This window comes from Paraburkholderia haematera (assembly GCF_905220975.1).
In the GTDB taxonomy this organism is placed as follows: domain Bacteria; phylum Pseudomonadota; class Gammaproteobacteria; order Burkholderiales; family Burkholderiaceae; genus Paraburkholderia; species Paraburkholderia haematera.
The window spans coordinates 141614-164864 of sequence record NZ_CAJNBK010000012.1 but is presented as its reverse complement, the minus strand read 5'-3'; the positions used below and the strand labels follow the sequence as shown (position 1 = coordinate 164864).

Genomic DNA, 23251 nt, shown 5'->3' with positions numbered 1-23251 from the left:
TACAATCAACATTTTTCCAGCGGCGCCGTCACCCATGAAAGTCACCTTGATCCCTGTCACGCCGTTCCAGCAGAACAGCTCGCTGCTCGTTTGCGAGGCAACCGGACGTGCGGCTGTCGTTGATCCGGGCGGCGACCTGGATATCATCCAGGGCGAGATCGCGCGCCAGAACGTGACGGTCGAAAAAGTATTCCTCACGCATGGCCATATCGATCACTGCGCCGGCGCGAAGACGCTTGCCACGCATTACGGCGTGCCGATCGAAGGTCCGCATCCCGACGAGCGTTTCTGGCTCGACAAGCTGCCGGATCAAAGCACGCGCTTTGGCTTTCCTGCGGCCGAGGCGTTCGAACCGGATCGTTGGCTTCAAGACGGCGAGACCGTGCAATTCGGCGACGAAACCCTCGAGGTGTATCACTGCCCTGGCCACACGCCGGGCCACGTGGTGTTCTTCAGCCGCGCGCACCGGCTCGCGCTGGTGGGCGACGTGCTGTTCGCCGGCTCGATCGGCCGCACGGATTTTCCGCGCGGCAATCACGCCGACCTGATACGCGCGATCCGCGAAAAACTCTGGCCGCTCGGCGACGATGTCACCTTCGTTCCGGGCCACGGCCCCACCTCCACGTTCGGCGCCGAGCGCCGCTCCAATCCGTATGTGGCCGACGGAGTCAAAGCATGAGCAGCGAAATCTATGTGAGCACCGATGTCGAAGCGGACGGCCCGATTCCCGGTCCGCATTCGATGCTCAGCTTCGCCTCCGCCGCGTACACGGAAGACAAGCAGCTGATCGCCACCTTTTCGGCGAATCTTGACTTACTCGAAGGCGCCAAGCCGCATCCGGTGCAGGAAGCATGGTGGAAGACGCAGCCGGAAGCATGGGAGGCCTGCCGCAAGGATTTGCAGGATCCGCAGGCCGCGCTGACGGCCTATGTCGAATGGGTCGAGGCGTTGCCGGGCAAGCCGGTGTTCGTCGCGATGCCGGCCGGTTTCGACTTCACCTATATGTTCTGGTACATGATGCGGTTTGTCGGCCGCTGCCCGTTTTCGTGGTCGGCGCTCGACATCAAGACGCTGGCCTTCGCACTGACCGGCCTGCCGTACCGCAAGAACATCAAGCCACGGTTCCCGAAGCACTGGTTCGACGAACACCCGCACACGCATGTCGCGCTGGACGACGCGATCGAGCAGGGCGCGCTCTTTTGCAACATGCTCAAGGATCTGCGCGCGGTCCAGGCGGCCACGCTGGCAGCCGGTCAAGATGGGGACGGCTCAGGACAAAACGCCGCTGAGGAACCGGCAAATTAGGGAATCTCCCTCGTCGAAGCCGTTTTACATTGCGTTTCGTTTTCGAGCCCTCTACCATGCGTTGATAAGGCGACGCCAACGGAGGCGCAGTTGACACTCGATACGTTCTCTCAAAAAATCCTGCGCCTGTTGCAGCTCGACGCACGCCGGTCCGTGCAAGAGATTTCCGACCAGGTCGGCCTATCGAGCACCCCATGCTGGCGCCGTATCAAGGATATGGAGCAGTCGGGGGTGATCCAGCGCTACACGGCATTGCTGGATCGCGAAAAGCTGGGGCTGCACGTCTGCGCGCTCGCGCATATTCATCTCACGCGCCACACCGAGGGCGGGGTCGAACAGTTCGAGCGGGAAATCGCCACCTGTCCGGAGGTCACCGAGTGCTACAGCACGACCGGCGAATCCGACTACATCCTCAAGATCGTCGCGCCGGATATCAAGGCGTACGACAGCTTTCTCCACGAACGCATCTTCAAGATTCCCGCTGTCGCACAGGTGCGCACGAGCGTCGTGCTGCGCGAAATCAAATTCGATACGCAGTTGCCGCTGTAAGACCGTGAAGCGGCGGCTCGAGCCTTCCGGGCGGTTCGGCTCGAATAACGTCAGTCAGGCGGCGCCATGCGGTTCGGCAGCCTTGGCGCGAGCGATCGAGCTCCCGGGCCCGGCTTCCGCCGAGACGCCGCTTTCCGCCGGCCGTGTGTCCAACCCTTGCAGCACCTCCAGCTTGCGGGCACCCAGGCTGCGCCTGAGCGCGTCCAGATCGACACGAGCGAGACCGGCCGCATCACTTGGGGCCGTGTGTAAACCCGTCGCCGGCAAAACCACTTCAACATCGAGCCCCGTGCTCAAGTAGTGCATATTGACCGACGCGGCCTTCACGCCGCCCGCGGCAAATGCCGCGTCGACTTCGGCGACGACCCGCTCCCGGGTCGGCAGATTGACGGGCGGGCGCGCAACCGCGTCGTTCTCCGGGTCGACATGGATCAGCGCGTCGAGCACGCGGTTGTCCGCCAGCACGCGCAAGCGTGCCGATTCAGCGATGTAGTGCCCTTCCGATACCGAGATCAACGGGTCGACCAGAATGTGCGCGTCGACAAGCGCGAAGTCGCCCATCTTGCGGGTGCGCATTTCGTGCACGTCGCGCACGCCGGGCGTTGCAAGCAACAGCGCGCGCATGTCGGCGGAAGCGGCTTCGTCGAGTGCACGGTCGGAAAGGTCTTGCAGCGCGTCCCAGCCGAACGTCCAGCCCATGCGCGCCACCATAAAGCCGACAATCGCCGCGGCGATCGGATCGAGCAGGCGCACGCCTGCGAGACTCCCGACAATACCAAGCGCGACCACCAGTGACGAAGCGGCGTCAGAGCGGGCGTGCCATGCGTTCGCAATCAACATCGCGGAACGCACGCGTTGCGCTTCGCGCAGCATGTAGCGAAACAGGCTTTCTTTGGAAATCAGCACCAGAACCGCGACCGCGAGCGCGCTCATATGCACGGCGGGGATGCTTTGCAAATCGGCGAGACGCGTCCCGGCTCGCCACAACATACCGACGCCGACGACAATCAGCAGCGCACCCAAAAACAATGACGCAACCGTTTCATAGCGACTGTGTCCGTAATTGTGATCCGCGTCGGGCTTGGCGCCGCTGTGCCGATTAGCGATTAGCACCACAAAATCGGAAATCAGATCGGCTAACGAATGGATACCGTCGGCGACCAACGCCTGCGAATGGGCAAACACCCCGATGACGATTTGCAGCGCCATCACCACCGTATTGAGCGCGATACTGACAAAGGTACTTTTGCGCGCGACGCGATGTTTCTCGGCGGACTGGACAGCGGCGGTGGATGGCATCTCTGAAACGGCGTGAAAAGTTCAATGCCTGTATTCTACCCGGCGCACCTCGATATGCGTGGAAGAGACCACAAAAAATCCTTTTAAATCAGCTGCTTATCTAAACGAAAAGCATTCGCGTTCCAGTTTCATGGAGTGCGTGTGACAAAGAGTCACTGCAATTCGCAGAGGCAATAAAAAAACCGCGCCCTGACGGTACGCGGTTTTTTCTGGTTACAGCGGGGACTGCGAGCGCCGCTGATTGACCGTATTGGTATTACTTCTGGATCAGAAACTTCTCGCGATCCAGACCTGCGATCCAGCGCGGCGGCTTGCCACGGCCCGACCACGTGCTGCCGCTATCCGGGTCACGATACTTCGGCGCAACGCCTGCACGCGGACGACCGGCTTTAGCCGCTTTGGCACCACGGCCACCGCCGAGTTCAGTCAGCGAAATGCCGTAATCAGCCATTTTCTGCTTGATCTCATTCAACACTTCTGCGTATTCACGCGACTTTGCTTCTTCGATCTGCTTTTCGAGCTTCTCGCGCTGGGCGAGTAGTTCCTTGTAGGAAGACATAGGTTCCTTTGTGGTTTGCATAAATGACTGCCAGTCTCAAGCCAGCTTGCCCTTTGAAGTGATCTTGCCTCGGAATTTGATGGCGAGATTAACACAAAATAGAAAAACTACAAAAGCGCCGCTGTAAAATTAATCACAATTCGTTTCAAAAAATTTCATTCGAACGCGATGTTACGCGGACCCTTTCAAATAGATAATTTCGCATTTTGCTGAAAAACGTGGCCGCAGATCAGCAACGATTGAATTAACTATCAAAAAATGAAATTTAAGATAAGAAATCTGCTTCAACATTTCACGCCATGAAAGCTTTAACATGAAACGTCGGATCATATTGCAACACGCGCGCAGCACCGTTAATGCGGCATGAGTGTTTTCCCGAAACAGCAATCAAAACTTAATCGGCGTGCCGCTGGATGCAATCTTCGAGCGCAGCATGCAAGGTTTCGATATTGCGTTTAGCGTCGTCGAAGGCGAAACGGGTGCGCACACCGTCTAGCGTCAGATCGGCACCATATCGATCTACGCCGAGCAGTTGGAGGCCCCGGGCACTCGAGAAATGACCGGCGAAGTGCATGATCAGCGCGTTTTCTTCATCGAAGCCGAGTGGCGGCAGCGGGTCGAGTTCGGCGCCGCCGAGCCAGCCCATTGTGCCGAAGCCGCCGATGTAGCGCAGCCGTTCAAGCCTCATCACCCAGAACGTGAAATCGCCGAGAACCAGGTATCGTTCCGCGTCCGCGTGATAGCGCAGATAACGCTGCACGACGTCGGGGGTCGAGTCGACCGGTTCGAACGTGCCGAGCAAGGTGACGCGCTGGCCGCTCAGCACGTCACCGTCCGGTGCGTCGACAACCAGAAAGCCGGCGCGCGGGTCGGCGTGCAGATTGTGCGTATGCTCGGCGAGCCGGCTCACGAGGATCGTCGGGCGATGCTGGGGGTCCGGTGCGAACGGCAGCACCGAAGGATAAGGAAAGCCTTCCGGCTGGCGCGCGTGAGTCGCGAGCGTACCGATAGCAGCCCTATGCAGCAGATGCAGCGGAGCGTGAGCGGGAATGTTCAAGTGCGCGGCCCTCGATGGATAAGTGGTGGATCAATCCGCTTCAAGCATAAGACAGCGCGCTTCGTTAGAATCGGAAATTCGCTTTCAGCGCGCTTTCTTATGCGTGCCCTCCACGAGATTTCAGTGTCCGACCGCTCCTCCGAATTTGCCCGCCTCCCCGCCGCTCATCGCGATCTCTCCGACACCGCACGGCAGCGCGCCCGGGTCGCCACCATGGCGGTGTTCTTCATCGCCGGCATGATGTACGCGTCCTGGGGTGTGCATGTGCCGACTGTGCGCGACCGCTTCCATCTGAACCCGGCGCTGCTCTCGTTCGCGCTGCTGGCAGTGGCCGGTGGCTCGATCGGCGCAATGGCGGCGAATGCCTCATGGATCGCGCGGGTCGGTACGCGCCGCGCCTGCCTGACCGGCGGCCTCGTGATGACGGCGTGTGCAGCGCTGATCCTGATCGTGCCGGCTTACTGGATGTTGCTGATCGTACTGGCCATCTTCGGCGCCGGCATGGCCACGCTCGACGTCGCGATGAACGCGGAAGCCAGCGCCGTCGAGAAGGCGCTCGGCAAGCCGATCATGTCGTCGCTGCACGGCATGTTCAGCGTCGGCGGGATGTTCGGCGCGGCCGTGGGCGGCGCCTTGCTGTCGCGCGGCATGGCGCCGGCTGTGCATCTCGCGCTGGCTGCCGCCGTCAGCGCGCTGGTGCTGGTCGCGGCCTGCCCTTCCGTCCTGCCACACGTACCGCACGCCGATCATCCCGACGCCGCCACGCCACGTGCCAACCGCTGGCGATCGCCGGCCTTGTGGGCGCTCGGCGCGATGGCGCTGGTCGCGTTGATCGCTGAAGGCGCGATGTACGACTGGGCCACCGTATACATGCGCGACGTCGTGCTGTCCACGCCGGCCCTGGCGAGCGCGGCCTACGCAGCGTTTTCAGGAGGCATGGCAGCGGCGCGTTTTGCCGGCGACGCCGTGCGCGCCCGCTTCGGCGCACCGCAACTCGTGATGGCGAGCGCGTCGCTTGCGTGCGCGGGGATGGTCGGCGCGCTGCTGCTGCCGAATCCGGTGGCCGCGCTGATTGGCTTCACGCTGATGGGTCTCGGACTCGCGAACATGATGCCCGTCCTGTTCGCGGCAGCGGCGAGCGTCAAAGGTATTCACGCGGCCGAAGGGCTCGCGCATGTGGCCGGGCTGGCGTACTTCGGGCTGTTGCTCGGGCCGGTGATCATCGGCGCAGTGACGCAGGTGACCAGTTTGCCGATCGGGTTGTCCGTCGTGGCCGTGTGTTCCGCGCTGATCGCGATCGCGGGTCCAAAGGTGCTGCGGCGTTTGAAGATCTGACGGGGACGCGCCCTGTTGCTGCATCGGCGGATGTCATGCCATATGAAAACTCTCGACCTTACGTTACGTTACGTGGGGCGGGCGCGCTGATGTGTTCCTCGCCACATCGGCTGCAGCAACCTCTTCACCATCTCACGCCAACACCCATAACCTGTTGATTTGTATTAATTTATTCCGTGCGACGGTCATGCAGGCATAAATGGCATAGGCCTTGCAGTTAGCTCCCCAACAGTTTTCAAATTACGGGGGAGCAAACCATGAATCGCAATTTCAAAATGTCGGCGATCGCCATGTGCGTGACGTCGATGATCGTTCTAACCGGATGCGGAAGTACGCTGGTCAAGCCCACCATCCCGAACGGGGCCGGTAGCGGCGCCGGTGGTGGTACGGGCGGTGGTGCCGGCGGCGGCTCGGGTTCCGGATCGGGAAGCGGAGGCGGAACGCCGACTCCGACTCCGACTCCGACGCCGACTCCGACTCCGACACCGACACCGACGCCGACTCCGACTCCGACTCCGACTCCGACTCCGACACCGACACCGACACCGACGCCGACTCCGACTCCGACTCCGACGCCTACTCCGACGCCTACTCCGACGCCTACTCCGACGCCCACACCGACGCCGACGCCGACGCCGACGCCGACGCCGACTCCGACGCCCACGCCCACGCCCACGCCCACGCCCACGCCCACGCCCACGCCCACGCCCACGCCCACGCCTACTCCGACGCCGACGCCGACGCCCACACCGACGCCCACACCGACGCCCACACCGACGCCATCCAGCGCCAATCCGATCGGCATCGTCGTCCAGAACACCGGCAACGTAGTCACCACTGCCGGCCAAACCGTCTCCGCGGTCGGCAGTCAGATCGGTCTCACGCCGATCCCCGGCGCGAACCCGGCCACCACGACCGCGCTCGGCAACGTCGTCTCGAATCTCGGCGCCGGTGTAACGGCAGTCGGTACAGGCGCAGTGAACGGCCTCGGCCAGCTCGGCAATTCCAAGGATCCGCTCGGTACGACGCTGGCGAGCAGCGGCAACCTGGTTTATGACGCCGGCCAGGCCGTCAACAGCGCAGGCCAGCTCGTGACGAGTCTCGGCAGCGGTCCCACCGCGCCGCTCAGCCCGCTGACCACGCCGCTCGGCAGCACGGTCTCGACGCTCGGCAATGCCGTCAGCGGTCTCGGTACGCAACTCGGCTCGCAGCTGACAAACGGCCCGATCCAGCAAGTGACGCAAACCGTCAGCACCGCGATCACGCCGATCACCAGCACGTTGGCGCAGACGACCCAAACCGTCGGCGATACGACCGGTCTCGGTTCACCGCTGAACGGCCTGCTGTCGACCATCGGTCATGGCCTCGACAGCGCGGGCAGCCAGGTCAGCAGCGCGACCAACAACGCGATCGGCCAGAACCTCGGCAATGTCGTGACCAAGCTCGGCGACACCGTCACGTCCGCCGGCGGCCTGCTGACCGCGGGCGGCTCGAGCAGCGGCAACCCGCTCGGCGGCCTCACCGGCATTCTGAATCCGGGCGGCGGCGGCGGTGCTTCGGGCAATCCACTTCAGCCGTTGACCAGCATTCTCACCGCGTTGCCCGGCACCTTGAGTGGCGGCCTGACAGGTGGCAGCGGCTCGAGCAGCCCACTTGCACCGCTGACCAGCGTCCTCAATACGGTAACCGGCAGCCTCGGCGGCCTCTCCGGCGGCTCGGGCAGCCCACTTGCACCGCTGACAGGAGTGGTGAGTTCGGTCACCGGCGCATTGAGCGGTGCGACAAGTAGCGGCAGTGGCGGCAGCAGCGGCAGTGGCAGCGGCAGTGGCGGCACCAGCAATCCGCTCGCGCCCATCACGGGTCTGCTGAACACCGTCACCGGTGCATTGACCGGTACGGCGGGCTCGGCGGGCGGTACCACGGGTGGCGGCTTGCTCGGCGGTCTGGGCAGCCTGGCGACAAAGAAGTGACGAATACGAATAACGACAGTAAATAACGGCGCGATAAAAACAAGCGTCGAAGGGGGGCGGCGAGCCGGGTCAACCGGCTCGCCGTTTTTTTATCTTCGCAACCGGCAGGGGTACAGTCACAGTTCGTGATACGTAACGTAATCCCGCGAGAAGTCGTTACGCTGCAGAAAATTGGTGAACGTCATCGTCACCGACGCATCGAGCCCTTCCACGTAATGCCACCAGCCGATCGGCAGAAACAGCAATTCACCGGGTTCGAGCGTGCATTCCATCAAATGCGCATTGCGCATCGACGGGAAACGTTCGTAGTCGATCGCACTGCCGTCCACCTGCGAATAGCAATGCAGCGTGTTCGCCATATGCGGTGTATCGGACAACGGAACCAGCTTGATCAGTTTGCGGCCAATCACCTGCGCCATGAAGTTATTGGTCAGATCATGGTGAAACGGCGTCTTCGTTCCAGCCGGTCCCATCCAGAAAAAACCGGTATCGGGCGATCCGGCATCGAGATATTCGCCGATCGCCGGCACATCGGACCATAACGCTGCGAGTGCCGCGCGATTCTGCGAGGTGTTATTGGCGGTCATGTAGAAATCGTTAGTCGGGCCACTGCGCTCGACGAGATCGACATAATCGGCAAAGCGCATCATGCGCTTGAGCTTCGGCTGATTGATCTCATAATTCGCGTCCGACTCGCGGCCGAACTGCACTTCGACTTCGCAATCCCCGCAACGCTCGCGAAAGTAGTCGAAACTCCACTGCGTGCGCGCCGGCCAGAAATCGAAAGCGCCGGTGATGATGACCGGCCGGTTCTGAAAGTAGTACTGCTCAAAAAACTCGTCACGCGATAGACACTCGCGCCTTTCGATCACACCGCTTCCAGCACGCATGCGATTGAGCGTGCCGTACACCGACAATATCCATTCGCGTTTGCGCAAACGATTGCGCAAACGCACGGCCCCCTCAAAGTAAGGACTCGCGAGCGCTGTCTCGATTTCGCGGGCGGCCTCGGCCGGGTCGAAACCATGTCCGACAAGTGCACCGTGCATGGCAGGCGGCGGTGCGTCGAGCAGCAGATTCTCGGCAATCCAGCGGCGCCAGCCGTTATCGATCGAACGTATCTCGGTGGTCACGGCATTCTCCCAATCAATGTTCTCAAACCCGTCAGCCTCGCACGCGGATGCCCAAAAGAAAAGGCACGCAAGCCTTGCGGCGCGCGTGCCTTTTAACTACTTGACCGAAGACAAACAAAGCTGCCTTCGGTCATGCGGTTTTTACATCTTCACTACGTCGAGCAGCGTCTTCTTGCCGCCCTTGTAGTTGTACAGCGAGATCACGCCGTGCTGAAGGTCGCCCTTCGAGTCGAACGTGGTTTCACCGATCACACCCTTGTAGTCGGTGCCCGGCATAGCTGCCAGGATCTTCGCCGGATCGGTCGAGTTCGAACGCTTCATAGCGTCGACGATGATGTACACAGCGTCATACGTGAACGGAGCGTAGATCTGGATCGGCTGACCGAAACGCTTCTGATACTTGGCAAGGAACGCTGCGCCGCCAGCCATCTTCTCGAGCGCCATACCGGCTTCCGAGCAGACGATGTTGTCGGTTGCGTCGCCAGCCAGGTCCGACAGCTTGTCGGTACACACGCCGTCGCCTGCCAGAACCTTCGCGCGCAGGCCGAGTTGCTTGGCTTGCTTGGCGAACGGGCCGCCGGTTGCGTCCATACCGCCGTACATGATCGCGTCCGGGTTTTCGCCCTTGATCTTCGTCAGAATTGCGCGGAAGTCGACGGCCTTGTCGTTCGTCGCATCGTGCGACATCACGTTCATGCCGAGCGACTTGGCGGTCTTCTCGAATTCGTTGGCGAGACCCTGGCCATAAGCGGTCGAGTCGTCGACGATTGCGACGCTCTTCATCTTCATGGTCTTGGATGCGTAGTTAGCCAGTGCCGGACCTTGTTGCGCATCGGTCGCCACGACGCGGTACGTCGTCTTGAAGCCCTGTTGCGTGTAAGCCGGGTTCGTTGCCGACGGCGAGATCTGCACGATGCCTGCATCGCTATAGATCTTCGAAGCCGGGATCGACGTGCCCGAGTTCAAGTGGCCGACCACTGCGACGACCTTATCGTCAACCAGCTTCTGCGCGACTTGCGTAGCCGTACGCGGGTCAGCTGCGTCGTCTTGTGCGTCGAGTTGCAGCGTGATTTTCTGGCCGCCGATCGTCAGGCCCTTGGCGTTGATTTCCTCAACTGCCAGGCGCGCGCCGTTTTCGTTGTCTTTACCCAGGTGAGCGATACCGCCGGTCAACGGTGCGACGTGGCCGATCTTGACGACCTCGTCCGCCACCGCGCCGGTTGCCAACGACGCAAACAACATGGCCGCAGCGCTGATCGGCAACAGCTTTTGAATCTTGATGTTCATGTAAGTCTCCAGTTTCGGTCCCAAAAACAACGTAATCGCCCTGTGCCCCCGCGTCCCTACACGTGTCGCTCAGTCCCGTGGACGACCACGCCGGTTGCATCGTTCATGCACTTGGCCAGCACGTTCACCGAACTGTTTGTGGCAGGCGGCAAACCGTACTTGCGCGCAAGTGTAGGCCATCAAATTAAATTGTGGGACTTTTTTGAGGAAGTGGGATGAACACTAATAGCGTTTATCCAACAGGAGCCGATTCCGACTGGAAGAACAGGCTGGAAAGCACCAGCCCATGCGGGTTTCCGCTAGGTGAGCCTTTCGTCTAACAGCGCGGCCTAAAGCTTTTAGCGTGTTAAACCGTTAATGTTTCGAATAGGCTTTGTGCTTAAAAACAAGGCGCATCCCAGGTTGCTGCAAGACGCGCCTGAGCTATGCCGAATCAACGTTTATGCGCCGCGATGAATGATCGGGAATGTTTCATTCGCCTTACGCGATTGTTGCCGCGCCGGGCGCGTCCTCAGGCCGCGCCCGGCCTCGCTGCAAGGCGTTTCTTTTGATGGCAAACTGACCGGCCGCCTCGGGCGTTCAGGCCTCTGGCATTCATTCAGACCGACCTCGCGCATCAACGCACGGGTCAATGGAGAGCAACATGAGCACGACTTCCCGCTGGATCGACATTCCCGCCGGCAACGACAGTTTCGGCGGTTATCTGGCGCTGCCCAAAGGCGGCAAGGGACCGGCCGTCATCATCATTCAGGAAATCTTCGGCGTGAACAGCCATATCCGCTCGATCGCGGATCAGTACGCGCAAGACGGCTACGTCGCGCTTGCACCGGACGTGTTCTGGCGCGTGCAGCCGCGTGTCGAATTGACGTATGACGGCGCGGATCGCGAGAAAGGCATCGAGCTGATGCAGAAGACCAACGTCGACCAGGCAGTGGCCGATATCGGTGCAGCCGCCGCGGCGCTGCGCGCCATGCCGGAAGTGACCGGCAAGATTGCGGCGATCGGCTTCTGCTTTGGCGGTCAGCTCGCGTATCTGGCAGCCGCACAAGGCTCGCTCGACGGCGCGGTTGCCTACTACGGCGGCGGCATCCAGAACAAGCTCGATCAGGCCGCGAAGATCAAAGTGCCGATGCAATTCCACTACGGCGAACTCGATGCGCATATCCCGCTGTCGGCGGTCGGCCAGATTCAGGAACGCTTCGCCGGCCGCACCGATGCGGAGTTCAACATTTATCCGAACGCCGATCACGGCTTCAACTGCTCGGACCGCGCGTCGTATAACCAGCACGCTTCGGCGCTGGCGCATGGCCGCACGCTGACCTTCCTCGGTGAGCGGCTGTAACTCGCGGCAGTAACCCACGTCTGCAGCCCTCGGCTGCAACTGGCAGACCCAAGACTCGATCAAGAGGGCCTTTCCGTCGTGCAAACAGACTATCTCGCCCATGACGCCATCGGCCTCGCCGAGCTGGTTCGAAGCCGCGAAGCAAGCGCGCGCGAGTTGCTGGACATCGCGATCTCCCGCGCCGAGGCGGTCAATCCCGCGATCAATGCGATTGTCCTGAAGGACTACGACGCCGCACGTCAACGTGCCTCCCGTGACGATGCGAGCAGAGCCAACGGCGCGAACCATGCGGATGGCGGGAGCGCGCAAGCGGCTCTAGCGGGCGTGCCCTATCTGATCAAGGACCTGGGCGCTGCGGTCGCCGGGTTGCGGATGACGATGGGCAGCCGCCACTATCGCCACTTCATTCCTACCGAGGACGCTCCGGTCGTCACGCTCGCGAAAGCGGCCGGCCTCAACATCTTCGCCAAGACCAGCACCTCCGAGCTCGGTCAGATGCCTTATACGGAGCCCGAACTGTTCGGCGCGTGCCGCAATCCGTGGAGTCTCGACCACACGCCTGGCGGCTCGAGCGGCGGTGCGGCCGCGGCGGTCGCCGCGGGTATCGTGCCGCTCGCGCATGCATCGGACGGCGGCGGCTCGATCCGCATTCCAGCTTCATGTTGCGGACTGTTCGGCCTCAAGCCTTCCCGCGGACGCGTACCGCGTGCGACACCGACGGCCGCGGCCGGCGAGCTCGGCGTCGATCACGCGGTATCGCGCAGCGTGCGCGACAGCGCGTTGCTGCTCGACCTGCTGGCGGGCAATGCAGACAGACCGCCCGGCGCACCCGGCACTTTTCTTGGCGCGAGCCGCGAGCCATGCAAGCGGCTGAACATTGCCTATGTCACTGATTCGATGCTGGCGCCCTCGCTCTCCGCCGACTCGCGCGCCGCGCTCGAAGACGCCGCGCAACTCGCCAGTTCGCTAGGCCATAACATCGAACCCGTGTCGCTCGGTATCGATTTCGCGGCGGTTCGGCACGCGTTCCTGATGCTCTGGTCGGTGACGGCGGAAGAAATGGTGCTGCACGCCGATCGCGTCACCGGCCGCAAACCGCAGCGCGACGAATTCGAGATCTCGACGTGGGTGATGGCGCACGTCGGCCGCAAACTCGGCGAGCGCGGCCTGCCAGGCGCGCTCGAAGAACAGCGCCGCATCACGGAACGCCTCACCGATTTGCTGAGCCGCTACGACGTGCTCCTGTGCGCGACGCTCGCCAGTTCACCGATCAAGATCGGCGAAATGCAGCCGACACCCGCTGAGCGCATGCAGATGCGCGCCGTCGCCGCCATGCCGCTCGAACCTTTGCTGAAGAAGCTGCTGACCGAAGCGTCGAACAAGGCGTTCGCATGGGCGGGATGCACGGAGTTGTTCAATCTGAGCGGACAACCGGCGATGTCGGTGCCGCTTTACTGGAACGCGCGCGGGCTGCCTGTCGGCGTGCAGTTCGCCACGCGCAACGGCGGTGAAGCAACACTGCTGCGCCTCGCCGCGCAACTCGAAGCGGCGCGGCCATGGTTCGACAAACGGCCGCCGCTGATGCAGGCGCGCAGCTAGACGAATCAACTCGAGCAGCCGCCCGACTTAGCGCTCAAGCCGGTTTGCGCTGCGCATCGAGATCCGCGTGCCGCTTGCCGGGAATGCACGCCACCGCGACGATCGACAGCGCCAGTCCACCCATCACGTAATAAGTCGGCGCGAGCGGCGAACCCGTGGTGTTGATGAGCCATGTCACGACGAAAGGCCCAAAGCCGCCGAACAGCATCACCGCGACGTTGTACGCGAGCGATAAACCAATCGAGCGCACGTTCGCCGGGAACAGTTCGGCGATCAACGCGCCGAACGGTCCGTAGTATCCGGACAGCGTAATCGACAGTAGCGCCTGCACGAGAATCAGTTTCGACACGCTCGGCGCCGCCGCGAGCCACGCGAACAGCGGGTAGATGATGACGAGCGTCAGTACCAGCGACCACAGCGAGAGCCCCTTGCGTCCGATCCGGTCCGACCATGCGCCCGTCAGCGGCGAGAGCACCGTCAACAGCAGATTGCCGACGATCACCGCGTAAAAGGATTGCGCATAGGGCAGCTTCAGCTGCTTGACCGCGAAGGTCGGCAGATAGCTGATCAGCACGTAGATCGTCACGGTGAGCGCGATCACCGCACCGAGTCCGCACAGTACGTCGCGGCTGTGGCACTTGAACACTTCGCCGAGCGTCGCGCGCCGCGCCATTTTTTGCGCGTGCAGAAAGGCCTCGGAATCGGAGAGATGCCGGCGGATATAGAAGCCGATCGGCCCGATGATCAAGCCCAGAATGAACGGTACGCGCCAACCCCAGGACTTCAGCGCTTCGGGTGAAAGGCCGCGCGTGATCAACGCGCCAACCACGGCGCCGAGCAGAAGCGCCGCCGCCTGGCTCGCCATCTGCCAGCTGCCGTAGAAGCCGCGTTTCGAGAACGGCGCCGCTTCGATCAGCAAAGCTGTCGAACTGCCGAATTCACCGCCGGCGGAAAAGCCCTGCAGCAAACGCCCGAGCACGATCATCAAAGGCGCGCCGATGCCGATCGCGGAATACGGCGGGGCAATCGCCAGCAGCAGAATGCCGAGCGTCATCAGCGCGATGACGAGCGACAGCGCCGCCTTGCGTCCCGCGCGATCCGCGTAAAGTCCAAGTACGATGCCGCCGATCGGCCGCATGACAAATGCGACGCCGAAGGTCGCGGTGGTCAGCAGCACCGACGAATAGTCGCTGTTGGTCGGAAAGAACAACTGTGCGATCACCACCGTAAGGAAACCGAACACGGTGAGGTCGTACCATTCGAGCGCGTTGCCGATCACGGCCGCCGCGACGGCGCGTGTGTGGAGGCTCTTTGACGCTGCTGCCATTCGAATCTCCAGCCTGCGAAAAGTGTCGCGTGGTACGGCGTCTCAGCGTGGATGTGCGTTAGCGCGCTTTGGCGTGACTGGGAAAAAGCGGCGCTGGCTGCAGCAATCGCATGGAGTGTAAAGAGCGCGCAAGCTGTTTTCAAGCAGCAAAAAGGCGTCTGCCGTGCAGGACGGCAGACGCCTCGATGATTGGACCGCAGTCCGGCGCCGTCATGTTGCAGCGCATTTGGCGCACCGCTGAGCGTGCGCGCGGCCTGAACGAAATCAGGCCTTCTTGTTATATGCGCTGCACCAACCCTTGCCCGCGACCTGTTTGCCCGCGAACATCGGGCAACCCGCGTAGGCGTCGGTCGGCTTGCCTTGATAGAAGCTGCAGTTGCCGCAGTCCTGGCCCGCTGCGTATTTCGCGAACTTGGCCTTGTCGACTTTGGTCGCGTCGGCTTTGTAGCCGAGCGCTTGTGCGGTCGGATCGGTCTCGGCGAGTTTCGGTGCGTCGGCGAAAGCCTGGCGCGACAGGGCGAAGGTGGATGCCACACCAATGCTAGTGATCAAAAACGTACGACGGGAAGACTTCATGGGGACTCACTCCATTTATATTGAACTGATCGCCGTTCTGGTGACAGCGGTCCCCAAGGATAGCAACGAAGCCGCCGCGCGTGAGCGCTCAAATGATAGAGATAAGCGAATCGGTACGACGCCGCGCTCAAATATCGAGCGCGGCATGCCGATTGATCGCATGGCGCAAGAACCCGGGAAAAACCCGGGTGCGACGATTAGGCGCGCCCGCTCAGTTCGCAGACGCGCTGCGCAATCGCCAGCGAGGCCGTGAGTCCCGGCGACTCGATACCGAACAGATTGACGAGCCCGCGCACGCCATGTGCGGCCGGACCTTGAATCACGAAGTCGGCGGCGGGCTCGCCCGGGCCGGAGAGCTTCGGGCGAATCCCCGCATAAGCGGGCTGCAGGGCATCGTCGGGAAGCGCGGGCCAGTAGGCGCGAATTGCCGCGTAGAAGGATTCCGCGCGATGCGGATCGACGTCGTAATTGATCGCATCGACCCATTCGACATCGGGACCGAAGCGCGCCTGGCCACCGAGATCGATCGTCAGATGCACGCCGAGACCGGCTTCGTTCGGCATCGGATAGATCAGCCTGCTGAACGGCGCGCGCCCCGAGATGCTGAAGTAGTTGCCGCGCGCGAGGTAGAGCGGCGGCACATGGCGCGCGTCGAGGCCGCGAATCCTGCGCGCGAGCGCGTTGGCCTGCAAACCGGCGCTATTGATCACGCAGGCGGCGCTGATCGTGGTCGGCGCGCCGCCGCCCACCTTGATGATGAAGCGGCCGTTGCTCGCCTCGATCGCCTCGACCGGTGCATGGAACGCACACACCGCGCCGTCGCGCTCGGCGTCGCCCTGAATCGCCAGCATCAACTGGTGACTATCGACGATGCCCGTCTGCGGCGAAAACACGGCCTCCACACATTCGAGCGCGGGTTCGAGCGCTTGCGCCTGGTCGCCGTCGATCCGCATCAGGTCGAGTACGCCGTTTTCACGCCCCTTCGCCATGATGCTTTCGAGCTGAGGAACCTGATTGCGCGAGGTGGCCACCAGCAGTTTGCCGCAACGCGAATGCGGCACATTGTGCTCGACGCAGTAGTCGTAGAGCATCTCCCGGCCGCGCACGCAGAGCGCCGCTTTCAGCGAGCCGCGCGGATAGTAGATCCCCGCGTGAATCACTTCGCTATTGCGCGAACTGGTGCCCACACCGATCGCTTCGGCCGCTTCCAGCACGATCACCTCGCGCCCGCGCGCCGCGAGAGCGCGCGCTACCGCGAGACCGATCACGCCTGCGCCGATCACTACACATTCGATTTGATCCATGTCCCTTGACGCGGCTGACTTCGCCGCGCGCTGCCTCGTTCACCCGATAACCATGAAGACAGGGTGCGGCTATCGTGGACCGCACACCGCTCGCTGTCGAACGCACCTGGCCTTACGCAACCACTTTGCAAAATTGTACGACGCGGCACAGACAGAAATGCCCGCAGCGGACGACTGCGGGCATTCGGTCTTGAGCAGGTCTAATACGTATGGGCCGGACAAGATCAGTGTACGCCGTCGACGCGCCCGGCGCCCGACTCTTCATGCGAGCGGGACGCCGTGTGGCGAGTTGCCATTGCACCTCACAAATAGCAACAATTGTCTGAGCATTCATCGCGTTCTCGGCATGGACACCCGATTTGCGATCATAGAAAGTCCCCGAATGGCAATTTTCAGGCCAAGAAATGGCAAAAAAACTTCAAAAACCAATCGGTTTTCGGCGATTTCCGTAATCCAGCCGGATATCGCCGGCTTCGATCCAATCGCGCCCGTCGATGCGTGCCGCGCCGAACCCATTGAGAATCGCGCGCCGCATTTCACGCGGCGAGGCCAGCTTCAGCGCGTCGAGCGCGGCGTCGCCGAGCGTCTCGGGAAAGCGCAGACCCCAGTTATGCGCCGAGCGAATCTCGTCGTAGATCGATTGGGCGATCCGTCGAGCGCCGTCACGATCCGGCGGCGGAATCTCGTACACGTTCATCCGGTTCAGGATCGGCTCAGGAATCGACCGCTCGTCGTTCGCCGTTGCAATCCAGATCACGTGACCGGCATTGATCGGAATCTCGGCGAATTCGTCGATGAAGGTCTGCGCGGTGTCGTGCTCGAGCAGTGCATAAAGCGCACCGAGCGGATCGTATTGCGAATCGCCGGTGGCCTTGTCGATCTCGTCGACGGCGATCACGGGGTTCGCATAGCTGCCGTTCACAAGCGCATCGAACACCTTGCCTGGCTTCGCGTTCTTCCACTGCGACGACGCACCCGACAGAATCCACCCCGCGGTCAGCGAACTCATCGCGACGTATTGATAGGCGGTGCCGAGCAGCCGCGCCAACTGCTTGGCAAAGTGCGTCTTGCCGATGCCCGGATCGCCGAGCAGCAGGATTGGCATCAGTTCAAGACGGTCTTCAGTCTCCAGACACAAGGCGACCTGCTTGCGGATGTCGTCGAGCGGCGCTGAAAAGTTGGGCAGCGCGTCGATCAGATCATCGATCGACGGCATCCGGTTCGGCTTGACGCAGAAACGCATATTGCCGGTTTTCAGCATCTTTTCGTAAGTGGCGCGCAGCGCCTCGTTCGCGCCTTCACCGAGATCGTTCAGCGCGTGCTCGACCTGATCGAGGTCGTACACCCGGCTGAACGACGCTACGGCGATTTCCTGTTTGACCATTGCTGTTGTCATGGCTCACCCCGTCTGACTGGCCCTGCTGCTGCGGCACCTTATTGGCGCCGTTTCAGGTCCAGTGTAACGAGGACATATTCGCGTGCAAGCCAGCAGTCGTGCGGCTCTGCTGCTAACAACGGCGTGTTTCCAGCAACGCCCCCGAAGAAGTTCCCCTGAAGATTCCCAGCCCGCCTGAAATGGTGTATTGCAGAACCCGGTCCCGTTTGAGGTGTCAGAAAAGCGTTCAGCCCATCAGGCGTAAGATGGCCCTCTGACTACTCTGCCGGACGCAATGACCGGAGACTCTTTTTATGTGGAAAACCAGTATCGCCGCCGTGCTAGCCGCCGCGCTGTTCGGTACCTCGCCGATTGCGAACGCACAAGGGTCGTCGCAGCAGGTCGTGCAATGGCAGTTGCAGGTCATGCGCGACGGCCAGCAGATCGATTCATTCGACGGCACGACCACCGTCGGCCAGGCGCGCACGGATACGCATCACAAGGTGGTGCAGCATAACGTCGGCTGTAAAGACCAGCCCGGCGGCAGCATCGATCTGGCGCGCACGCTGACGGTCTCGCCGCTGCAGGCGGATGCAAAAGAGGTCACGCTGTCGATCGAAGCCCAGGAAACGTTCGAGGAAGACACCGCGCAGCAAACCGATACCGGCTGCAAGCTGCCGCCGCAACCGCGTCAGGTGAGCGCGAGCCATCCCGGCCTGAAGGTGCCGGCCGGCCAGTGGACGAGCTGGACAATCGTCGACAAGAATCCGAATCTGGTCTATCGCGTGCGTGCGAGCCTTTCGAGCAGCCCGAGCTAAGGCAACCCGGCAGCCAATCCGCGCGAATTAACGCCGGCTTAAGCAAGCTCAGGCAAACTCAAGCGAATAACCGAAGCCCCAACAGGACACGTGGACAACGCGGCATGCGAAACCCAGAAGAATTGATCCGCGAGAGCGTCGCGCCCAAGGATTTCATTGCGGTGAGCTGGAATCTGCATAAGGGCCGCACGCCGCTCGGCTTTCAGGCCTGGCAGGCAATGCAGCGCTGGGTTCAGTCGACCCATGCGGACGCGTATTTTTTGCAGGAAGCGATGGCACGGCGCATGCCCTCACCGATCCTCGCAAGTAGTTTCGGCTCGCCGATCGCCGATCCGTTGAACGATGTTTGGCATTGCCAGGCCACCGAGATCGCACGTGCGGCCGAACTCGAGATCGCGCTTGGGCCGAATGTCTTCAAGCCGTCGTGGCGGCATGGCAATGCGATTCTGTCGCCGCATCCGCTCGATCTCGGCGGACGCTGGGACATCTCCGCACATCGCTTCGAAAAGCGCGGACTGCTGGTGGCGCGGGCGACCTTCGGCGGTCATTCAGTCACGCTGCTGTGCGCGCATCTCGCGCTGACGCGCTCGGCGCGCTTGCGGCAGATGAGCTGGATCGCGCACTGGATCGCAAAGGAAGCACCGGAGGGCCCGCTGGTGCTGGCCGGCGATTTCAACGACTGGCGTAACGACTCCGTGCCGCTCTTCGCCGAACACGGCCTGCGGGAAGTGGCCACGCTGCTCGGCGAATCCGGCCGCACCTTCCCGGCCTTCTCCCCGGCGCTCGCGCTCGACAAGATGTTCGTGCGCGGGATGGAGCCGGTCGAATGGATCCAGCCGACGCAGGAAACCGCGTGGCTGTCCGATCATTTGCCGTATATGGCACGGTTGCGAGTGGAGTGAACTAGCCTCTTCGCGGGGTCCAGTTCAGCGTCGCCGCGATCTCCTCGCCTGGCTGCAACACGCAGCCGCCCACCTGCTCCTGCATGCCGGCCACGTTGAAGCAATCGGTGGTGTTGGTCACCGGTTCCACGCATAGTTGCGACTCGTTGGCGGGCGCGAATACCACCATATGATCGAAGGGTGCTTCGGCGGTCATCGTCAATTGACGGTGTTCGTCGGGCCACGCAATGGTCGCCTCGCGCGACCAGTTGGCGAAGTTGTTGTCGAGCGCGAATGCGTCCGGCGACATGCCGTGGCGCAGCGCCTCGACCGCGGGGTGCGGGCCGAAATGGGTGGGGAGCACGTCCGCGTCGGCGTGCCACATGCCTTGCACATCGGCGTAAATACGGGTCTGCGCGGTGCGTGGATAGTACGGGTGATGTCCCATGCCAAAGGGCATCGGCCGGTCGCCGAGATTCTGCGCGGACAATGTAATGCGCAGCGCGTCGCCAATCAATGCGATGCGCTGCTGCGCGCGATAGCGGAACGGCCAGTCGCCAGGCCGCTGCGAATCCGGTTCGTGCTCGAAGTGCAACTCCACCGAACTCCCCGTGCGCGCCCCCACCCGCCAGGGATGCCGCCACGCGTTGCCATGCAGCGCGTGCGCAAAACGCGGGTCGTTGCCGCTCAGATCGACTACGGCGCCGTCGAACTGGAAGCGCGCGTCCCGAATCCGGTTGCAGTAGGGAAACAGCGGGAAGCTCGCCATGCGTAGCGGATCGCGTTCATCGAATGCGGCTCGCGTGGCCGGCCGCAGCCAGTGCAGCGGACCTTCGGACGTCGACTCGTAGTAAGCCGCCAGCGCGCCGCCAATTTCAGGCGCGACCACCACTCGCATCGCGCCCGCCGTCAGCGTGACCAGCGTTTGCGCAATCGCGGGGTCGTCGAGCCATGTGAGCCCGGTCAGGACCGGGCGGATCGGATTCAAGGACACGTCGCGCATGGTCAGCAAGGGCGGCGGCTCTGGCGGTTGGCGGTATGAACGCCCATCGATATCTCCCATGACGGACCGCGCACCGCGCGCGGCCGGCGAACGGTTAGCGTCCGCGCGACCGAGAATCGCACGCCAAAGCATATCGGTCAATATTATTAGTAATAATTTTTTGCTGGAACAAGTCAGCTCACGCCTGATCCAATCTCCCAAATGGCGGGTTAGCGTGCGTTGCCGCACGCATATTATTAGTGGTACCGTCAGCACCACCCATGCCACCGGCATGCCCCTGCTTTCGCGCCGACGCAGCGCGGCCCGCACAATGAAAAAATCGACTCAACGCCGTCCGACCATGACCGACATCGCCAAGCTCACTGGCGTGTCGCAATCCACTGTCTCGCTGGTTCTGAACAACGCGACCGGCGCGAAATTCTCCGAGGCCACCCGCAACAAGGTGCTGAAGGCGGCGCACGACCTCGGCTACCGGCTGTCGCTACGCGAACCGGTGTCGGTTTCGGATGACGAACGCAACCTGATCGTCTATCTGGCCGACGAGATATCGACCAGTCCACACCCGGTCGTCAACGTCGACGGCGCGCGCGATGCGGCCTATGCAAGCGGCAAGATGCTCGCCGTCTACTCAACGCACGGCAATGCCGACATCGAAAAGCAGGTGCTCGACGCGACGCTGTCGAACCCGCACGTATTCGGCGTGATCTACGCAACCGTCTACACCCGCAAGGTCACCCTGCCGGCGGCGCTCTCGCGAGTGCCCACCGTACTGCTCAACTGCTACACGAGCGAAGGCGGGGTTTCGTCCGTGGTGCCCGCCGAGGTCGCGGGCGGGCATCTGGCGACCGACTATCTGCTGCAGTCGGGGCATCGGCGAATCGGCTATATCAACGGCGAGCCGTGGCAAGACGCCTCGAAAGACCGCCTCAAGGGCTATCGCACCGCGCTCGCCACCGCCGATCTGCCGTACGCGCCGGAACTGGTGCGCGACGGCGACTGGAGCTCGGGGCTCGGCTTCGAAATGACGCTCTCGCTGATGCGCGAGGCGCATCCGCCGACCGCCATTTTCTGCGGTAACGACCTGACCGCGCTGGGCGCGATCGAGGCGCTGAAACAACTCGGCCTGCGCGTGCCCGAAGACGTTTCCGTGCTCGGCTACGACGACCAGGAAATTGCCCGCCACACGCATCCACCCCTGTCGACGGTGGTGCTGCCGAACTACGAACTGGGACGCTGGGCCGTCGAAACCTTGCTGCAGGAAGAACACAACCGCGCAGCCGGCGCCCCCGTGCGCCATCGTCTCGTGAAACTGGATGGACCGCTCGTCGAGCGCGGTTCGGTCAGGGTAATTACCGAGGCAGAAAAGCCAATAATTAATATTATTAGTGATTGACCGATAATAATTCTCGATGAAATAATCGGCACGTCTGGTCAAAGTGAAACAGCGCGGCCGACAGGAGAAACACTAAAAAGCAAATACACCTCACCAGGTACTGGAGGAAGACAATGGCGTCGCTCAACACGCAGTCGCGCAAGCACGCGCGCACGCAGCAGATTCGTCCGCTGGCAGGTTCGCTGCTGGCTCTGGCCATCGGGTTCGGCGCCGCCACGGCGCACGCCGACGATGCGTTGCCGAAGTTGCCCAGCAAGACTCCGCTGAAGGTCGGCTTCGCGCAGACCGAAAGCAACAATCCATGGCGTCTCGCGGAAACCAGGAGCTTCAAGGACGTCGCAGCAAAGTGCGGCTGGCAGATCGTGATGACCGACGCCAACGGCTCCAACTCCAAACAGGTCTCGGACATTCAAAGCATGATCGCGCAGCACGTCGATCTGCTCGTGTTCCCGCCGCGCGAAGAAAAACCGCTTGCGCCGGTCGTGCTGCAAGCTAAAAAAGCGGGCATTCCGGTGATCCTGGTCGACCGCGACGTCGATCAGTCGGTGGCCAAGGCGGGTCGCGACTACATCACCTTCATCGGCTCGGACTTCATCGATCAGGGGCATCGTGCCGCCGACTGGCTGGTCAAGGCGACCGGCGGCAAGGCGAAGATCATTGAACTCGAAGGCACCACCGGCGCGTCCGCGGCGAACGATCGCAAGAAGGGTTTCGACGAAATCATCGCGAAGAATCCGGGCATGACGATCATCGCCTCGCAAAGCGGCGACTTCGCGCGCGACAAGGGCCGCCAGGTCATGGAAACGCTGTTGCAGGCGCATCCGGACGTGACCGCCGTGTACGCGCATAACGATGAGATGGCGCTCGGCGCGATCGCCGCGATCAAGGCGGCCGGCAAGCAACCGGGCAAGGATATCCAGATCGTCACGATCGACGGCACCAAGGGCGGCATGGATGCGATCGCCGCCGGCGAACTCGGCGCAAGCGTGCAATCGAGCCCTTTCTTCGGCCCGCTCGCCTGCGACGTTGCCCAGCGTTACGCGAAGGGCGAAAAAATCCCGACGTGGGTCAAGGTGTCGGACCGCTTCTACGACAAGAGCAACGTGCAGCAGAGCATGCAGTACGGCTATTGATCGACA

At 62.2% G+C, this 23251-nt stretch carries 21 protein-coding genes; 11 read left to right on the top strand and 10 right to left on the bottom strand.

Annotation, left to right across the window (positions count from 1 at the left end; translation table 11 throughout):
• Positions 1 to 34: 34 nt before the first annotated feature.
• From KHO23_RS21265 to KHO23_RS21255, 3 genes are all read left to right on the top strand, one after another.
• A complete protein-coding gene (locus KHO23_RS21265; protein ID WP_211613206.1) occupies positions 35 to 679 on the top strand; it encodes an MBL fold metallo-hydrolase in 645 nt (214 codons plus the stop codon).
• Positions 676 to 1305 carry a 3'-5' exonuclease family protein gene (locus KHO23_RS21260; protein ID WP_211613205.1) on the top strand — a complete coding sequence of 210 codons (630 nt, stop codon included), beginning with the start codon at positions 676 to 678 and terminating at the stop codon, positions 1303 to 1305. Before KHO23_RS21265 ends, KHO23_RS21260 begins: the two co-directional genes overlap by 4 nt.
• Before the next feature lie 90 nt (positions 1306 to 1395).
• The gene (locus tag KHO23_RS21255) at positions 1396 to 1854 is read left to right on the top strand and encodes an Lrp/AsnC family transcriptional regulator (protein WP_012431468.1); all 459 of its coding nucleotides are present in this window, start codon (positions 1396 to 1398) and stop codon (positions 1852 to 1854) included.
• 54 nt (positions 1855 to 1908) lie between these two features.
• Here KHO23_RS21255 and KHO23_RS21250 read toward each other — a convergent pair whose 3' ends face one another.
• The 3 genes from KHO23_RS21250 to KHO23_RS21240 all read right to left on the bottom strand — a co-directional run bounded on the left by KHO23_RS21250 (position 1909) and on the right by KHO23_RS21240 (position 4769).
• Complete coding sequence (locus tag KHO23_RS21250; RefSeq protein ID WP_211613204.1) at positions 1909 to 3153, bottom strand: cation diffusion facilitator family transporter; 1245 nt, start codon at positions 3151 to 3153, stop codon at positions 1909 to 1911.
• A gap of 256 nt (positions 3154 to 3409) precedes the next feature.
• Complete coding sequence (locus KHO23_RS21245; protein ID WP_054037926.1) at positions 3410 to 3712, bottom strand: H-NS histone family protein; 303 nt, start codon at positions 3710 to 3712, stop codon at positions 3410 to 3412.
• 394 nt (positions 3713 to 4106) lie between these two features.
• Positions 4107 to 4769: a HugZ family pyridoxamine 5'-phosphate oxidase gene (locus tag KHO23_RS21240; RefSeq protein ID WP_211613203.1), complete on the bottom strand. Its 663-nt coding sequence runs from the start codon at positions 4767 to 4769 to the stop codon at positions 4107 to 4109.
• Between the two features lie 123 nt (positions 4770 to 4892).
• On the opposite strand from KHO23_RS21240, the gene KHO23_RS21235 reads away from it, so the two are divergent.
• Together KHO23_RS21235 and KHO23_RS21230 are read left to right on the top strand one after the other, a co-directional pair.
• Entirely contained in the window at positions 4893 to 6104 is a 1212-nt protein-coding gene (locus KHO23_RS21235) for an MFS transporter (protein WP_211613202.1), read from the top strand.
• Between the two features lie 257 nt (positions 6105 to 6361).
• Positions 6362 to 8074, top strand: a complete 1713-nt coding sequence (locus tag KHO23_RS21230) for a collagen-like triple helix repeat-containing protein (protein ID WP_211613201.1) — start codon at positions 6362 to 6364, stop codon at positions 8072 to 8074.
• A 116-nt stretch (positions 8075 to 8190) separates the two neighbouring features.
• Here the strand turns inward: KHO23_RS21230 and KHO23_RS21225 are convergent, their stop codons facing one another.
• Together KHO23_RS21225 and KHO23_RS21220 are read right to left on the bottom strand one after the other, a co-directional pair.
• Positions 8191 to 9207 carry a cupin-like domain-containing protein gene (locus KHO23_RS21225; RefSeq protein ID WP_211613200.1) on the bottom strand — a complete coding sequence of 339 codons (1017 nt, stop codon included), beginning with the start codon at positions 9205 to 9207 and terminating at the stop codon, positions 8191 to 8193.
• Positions 9208 to 9348: 141 nt separating this feature from the next.
• Positions 9349 to 10494, bottom strand: coding sequence for a branched-chain amino acid ABC transporter substrate-binding protein (locus KHO23_RS21220; protein ID WP_211613199.1), 1146 nt, complete (start codon positions 10492 to 10494; stop codon positions 9349 to 9351).
• Between the two features lie 643 nt (positions 10495 to 11137).
• On the opposite strand from KHO23_RS21220, the gene KHO23_RS21215 reads away from it, so the two are divergent.
• The gene (locus KHO23_RS21215; protein WP_211613198.1) at positions 11138 to 11836 is read left to right on the top strand and encodes a dienelactone hydrolase family protein; all 699 of its coding nucleotides are present in this window, start codon (positions 11138 to 11140) and stop codon (positions 11834 to 11836) included.
• 78 nt (positions 11837 to 11914) lie between these two features.
• A complete protein-coding gene (locus KHO23_RS21210) occupies positions 11915 to 13435 on the top strand; it encodes an amidase (protein WP_211613197.1) in 1521 nt (506 codons plus the stop codon).
• A 34-nt stretch (positions 13436 to 13469) separates the two neighbouring features.
• Here the strand turns inward: KHO23_RS21210 and KHO23_RS21205 are convergent, their stop codons facing one another.
• The 4 genes from KHO23_RS21205 to KHO23_RS21190 form a co-directional block, all read right to left on the bottom strand.
• Positions 13470 to 14762, bottom strand: a complete 1293-nt coding sequence (locus KHO23_RS21205; protein ID WP_211613196.1) for an MFS transporter — start codon at positions 14760 to 14762, stop codon at positions 13470 to 13472.
• A 264-nt stretch (positions 14763 to 15026) separates the two neighbouring features.
• Positions 15027 to 15338, bottom strand: coding sequence for a high-potential iron-sulfur protein (locus KHO23_RS21200; protein WP_211613195.1), 312 nt, complete (start codon positions 15336 to 15338; stop codon positions 15027 to 15029).
• A gap of 197 nt (positions 15339 to 15535) precedes the next feature.
• A complete protein-coding gene (locus KHO23_RS21195) occupies positions 15536 to 16642 on the bottom strand; it encodes an NAD(P)/FAD-dependent oxidoreductase (RefSeq protein WP_211613194.1) in 1107 nt (368 codons plus the stop codon).
• A gap of 418 nt (positions 16643 to 17060) precedes the next feature.
• A complete protein-coding gene (locus KHO23_RS21190; protein ID WP_211613193.1) occupies positions 17061 to 18038 on the bottom strand; it encodes an AAA family ATPase in 978 nt (325 codons plus the stop codon).
• 293 nt (positions 18039 to 18331) lie between these two features.
• On the opposite strand from KHO23_RS21190, the gene KHO23_RS21185 reads away from it, so the two are divergent.
• Both KHO23_RS21185 and KHO23_RS21180 read left to right on the top strand, forming a co-directional pair.
• A complete protein-coding gene (locus tag KHO23_RS21185) occupies positions 18332 to 18835 on the top strand; it encodes a hypothetical protein (RefSeq protein WP_211613192.1) in 504 nt (167 codons plus the stop codon).
• A 104-nt stretch (positions 18836 to 18939) separates the two neighbouring features.
• Entirely contained in the window at positions 18940 to 19737 is a 798-nt protein-coding gene (locus KHO23_RS21180) for an endonuclease/exonuclease/phosphatase family protein (RefSeq protein ID WP_211613191.1), read from the top strand.
• 1 nt (position 19738) lies between these two features.
• Here KHO23_RS21180 and KHO23_RS21175 read toward each other — a convergent pair whose 3' ends face one another.
• A complete protein-coding gene (locus tag KHO23_RS21175) occupies positions 19739 to 20719 on the bottom strand; it encodes an aldose 1-epimerase (protein WP_211613225.1) in 981 nt (326 codons plus the stop codon).
• Between the two features lie 340 nt (positions 20720 to 21059).
• Between KHO23_RS21175 and KHO23_RS21170 the strand changes: the two genes are divergently transcribed.
• Positions 21060 to 22112, top strand: coding sequence for a LacI family DNA-binding transcriptional regulator (locus tag KHO23_RS21170; RefSeq protein WP_211613224.1), 1053 nt, complete (start codon positions 21060 to 21062; stop codon positions 22110 to 22112).
• A gap of 113 nt (positions 22113 to 22225) precedes the next feature.
• Positions 22226 to 23245 (top strand): ABC transporter substrate-binding protein, encoded by a 1020-nt coding sequence (locus KHO23_RS21165; protein WP_211613190.1) that lies wholly within the window; start codon positions 22226 to 22228, stop codon positions 23243 to 23245.
• Positions 23246 to 23251 lie beyond the last annotated feature (6 nt).